Origin of the sequence: Pseudomonas sp. IT-P4 (assembly GCF_949767755.1) — a bacterium.
GTDB classification, from domain to species: Bacteria; Pseudomonadota; Gammaproteobacteria; order Pseudomonadales; family Pseudomonadaceae; genus Aquipseudomonas; species Aquipseudomonas monachiensis.
Genome location: NZ_CATKPX010000064.1, coordinates 1 through 2,964, shown reverse-complemented (window position 1 = coordinate 2,964; position 2,964 = coordinate 1). Strand labels below are relative to the sequence as shown.

The following is a 2,964-nucleotide window of genomic DNA, read 5'->3' as shown; positions in this document are numbered from 1 at the left end:
TCGACGGCCTTGACCATGTCTTCGATGACCTTCTTCGCGTCGCCGAACACCATCATGGTCTTGTCCAGGTAGAACAGCTCGTTGTCCAGGCCGGCGTAGCCGCTGGCCATCGAGCGTTTGTTGACGATGATGGTCTTGGCCTTGAACGCTTCGAGGATCGGCATGCCGGCAATCGGCGATTTCGGATCGTTCTTGGCGGCCGGGTTGACCACGTCGTTGGCGCCCAGCACCAGCACCACGTCGGCCTGGCCGAACTCGGAGTTGATGTCGTCCATCTCGAACACCTGGTCGTAAGGCACTTCGGCCTCGGCCAGCAACACGTTCATGTGGCCGGGCATTCGACCGGCAACCGGGTGGATCGCATACTTCACGGTCACGCCGCGATGGGTCAGCTTCTCGGTCAGTTCCTTCAGTGCATGCTGAGCGCGTGCCACCGCCAGGCCGTAGCCCGGCACGATGATCACGGTGTCGGCGTTGGTCAGCAGGAAGGTCGCGTCGTCAGCCGAACCGGATTTCACCGGACGGGCTTCTTTGGAACCCGCCGGGCCGGCCGCCTCTGCCGTATTGCCGAAGCCACCGAGCAGCACATTAAAGAAGGAGCGGTTCATCGCCTTGCACATGATGTACGAGAGGATTGCACCGGACGAGCCCACCAGCGAACCGGCGATGATCAGCATCGAGTTGTTCAGCGAGAAGCCGATGCCCGCCGCTGCCCAGCCGGAGTAGCTGTTGAGCATCGACACGACCACTGGCATGTCCGCGCCACCGATCGGGATGATGATCAGCACGCCGAGCACGAAGGCCAGGGCCAGCATCACGGCGAAAGCGGTGTAGTCACCGGTGAGCATGAAGGTCACGCCCAGGCCCAGGGTGGCCAGGCCCAGCAGCAGGTTCAGCTTGTGCTGGCCGCTGAACTGTACCGGTGCCCCCTGGAACAGGCGGAACTTGTACTTGCCGGCCAGCTTGCCGAAGGCAATGACCGAGCCGGAGAAGGTGATTGCCCCGATGGCGGCACCGAGGAACAGTTCCAGGCGGTTACCGGCCGGGATCGCGTCACCGAGCTGCTTGACGATGCCCAGCGACTGCGGCTCGACCACGGCAGCCACGGCGATGAACACCGCGGCCAGGCCGATCATGCTGTGCATGAAGGCGACCAGTTCCGGCATCTTGGTCATTTCAACGCGTTTGGCCATGATCGAACCGGCGGTGCCGCCGATCAGCAGGCCGACGATCACGTAGACGATACCGTCTTGCGCCAGTTCGGAGCCCAGCTTGTAGATCAGGCCGACCGTGGTGAGGATCGCCAGGCCCATGCCGAGCATGCCGAACAGGTTGCCACGACGCGATGTGGTGGGGTGCGAGAGGCCCTTGAGCGCCTGGATGAAGCAGACCGAGGCGATCAAATACAGGGACGTAACCAGGTTCATGCTCATGCTTGCTGCACCTCAGCCTTGGCTGCTGTTGCGGTCTTGGCAGCCGGAGCTTTGGCCGCTTTCTTCTTGAACATTTCCAGCATGCGGCGGGTCACCAGGAAGCCACCAAACACGTTGACGGCGGCCAGGGCCACGGCCAGGGTGCCCATGGTCTTGCCCAGCGGCGTCACGGTCAGCGCCGCTGCCAGCATGGCGCCGACGATCACGATGGCCGAGATGGCGTTGGTCACCGCCATCAGTGGCGTGTGCAGTGCGGGGGTGACGTTCCAGACCACGTGGTAGCCGACATAGATCGCCAGCACGAAGATGATCAGGTTGTAGATACCGTGAGAGATCAGCATGTCTTCCATTGTTTTTATCCTCAGCCGTTCTTGCGCACGATCTGGCCGTCGCGGCACATCAGGCACGCGGCGACGATATCGTCTTCAAGGTTGATCACCAGTTGTCCTTCTTTATCGAACAACAGTTTCATGAAGTCCAGCAGGTTGCGGGCGTACAGCGCCGAAGCGTCAGCCGCCACGGCGCTGGCCAGGTTGGTCGGGCCAACGATGGTCACGCCATGTTCGACGACCACCTGATCGGCCACGGTCAGCGGGCAGTTGCCGCCCTGGGCCGCCGCGAGGTCGATGACCACCGACCCCGGCTTCATCTGGGCCACGGTTTGCGCGCTCAACAGCGTCGGTGCCTTGCGGCCGGGAATCAGCGCGGTGGTGATGACGATGTCAGCCTGCTTGGCGCGTTCGTGCACGGCGGCGGCCTGGCGCTGCATCCAGCTGGCCGGCATCGGGCGGGCGTAACCGCCGACACCGACGGCGCATTCACGCTCTTCATCGGTCTCGTAGGGCACGTCGACGAACTTGGCGCCGAGGGATTCGATCTGCTCTTTTACCGCCGGACGCACGTCAGACGCTTCGATCACCGCCCCCAGGCGTTTCGCCGTAGCGATCGCCTGCAAACCGGCCACGCCAGCACCGAGGATCAGCACGCGCGCCGCTTTCACGGTGCCCGCCGCGGTCATCAGCATCGGCATGAAGCGAGGGTAGTGGTGCGCGGCCAGCAACACGGCTTTATAGCCGGCGATGTTGGCTTGCGAGGACAGCACGTCCAGGCTCTGGGCGCGGGAGGTACGCGGCGCGGCTTCCAGGGCAAAGGCGGTAATGCCGCACTCGGCCATTTTGGCGATGGTTTCGTTGCTGAACGGGTTGAGCATGCCCACCACAACGGTGCCGCTTTTAATCAGCGCCAGTTCGCTGTCGCTGGGCGCGACCACCTTCAAAATCAGCTCTGCAGCAAACGCGTCATTGGCGCTGCCAATGGTTGCGCCTGCCGCTTCATAGGCACTGTCGACAACGCTGGCATTAATGCCGGCGCCGCTTTGTACAGTGACCTTATGGCCCTGGCCGATCAGCTTCTTGATGGTTTCCGGGGTTGCAGCAACCCGTGTTTCACCGGTCTGGGTTTCGAGAGGAACACCAATGTGCACGTCAAATCTCCTGCGTGATCTTATAGAGTAAACCCATGCACTACGGAT

The 2,964-nt window shown here is 62.5% G+C and carries 3 protein-coding genes; all 3 read right to left on the bottom strand.

The window, feature by feature from the left end; translation table 11 throughout:
• On the bottom strand, nucleotides 1-1,433 hold a 1,433-nt coding region (locus ACM6IT_RS23135; protein ID WP_414918757.1), incomplete at its 3' end, for an NAD(P)(+) transhydrogenase (Re/Si-specific) subunit beta.
• Nucleotides 1,430-1,783 carry an NAD(P) transhydrogenase subunit alpha gene (locus tag ACM6IT_RS23130; RefSeq protein WP_056726684.1) on the bottom strand — a complete coding sequence of 118 codons (354 nt, stop codon included), beginning with the start codon at nucleotides 1,781-1,783 and terminating at the stop codon, nucleotides 1,430-1,432. The genes ACM6IT_RS23135 and ACM6IT_RS23130, both read right to left, overlap by 4 nt.
• Nucleotides 1,784-1,794: 11 nt before the next feature.
• On the bottom strand, nucleotides 1,795-2,916 hold the full coding sequence (locus ACM6IT_RS23125) for a Re/Si-specific NAD(P)(+) transhydrogenase subunit alpha (protein ID WP_056726683.1): 1,122 nt from the start codon (nucleotides 2,914-2,916) through the stop codon (nucleotides 1,795-1,797).
• Between the last annotated feature and the right edge of the window lie 48 nt (nucleotides 2,917-2,964).

Bases quoted from the DNA above. Each gene is read 5' to 3' on its own strand.
- ACM6IT_RS23130 (WP_056726684.1), bottom strand. From the start codon at position 1,783: ATGGAAGACATGCTGATCTCTCACGGTATCTACAACCTGATCATCTTC.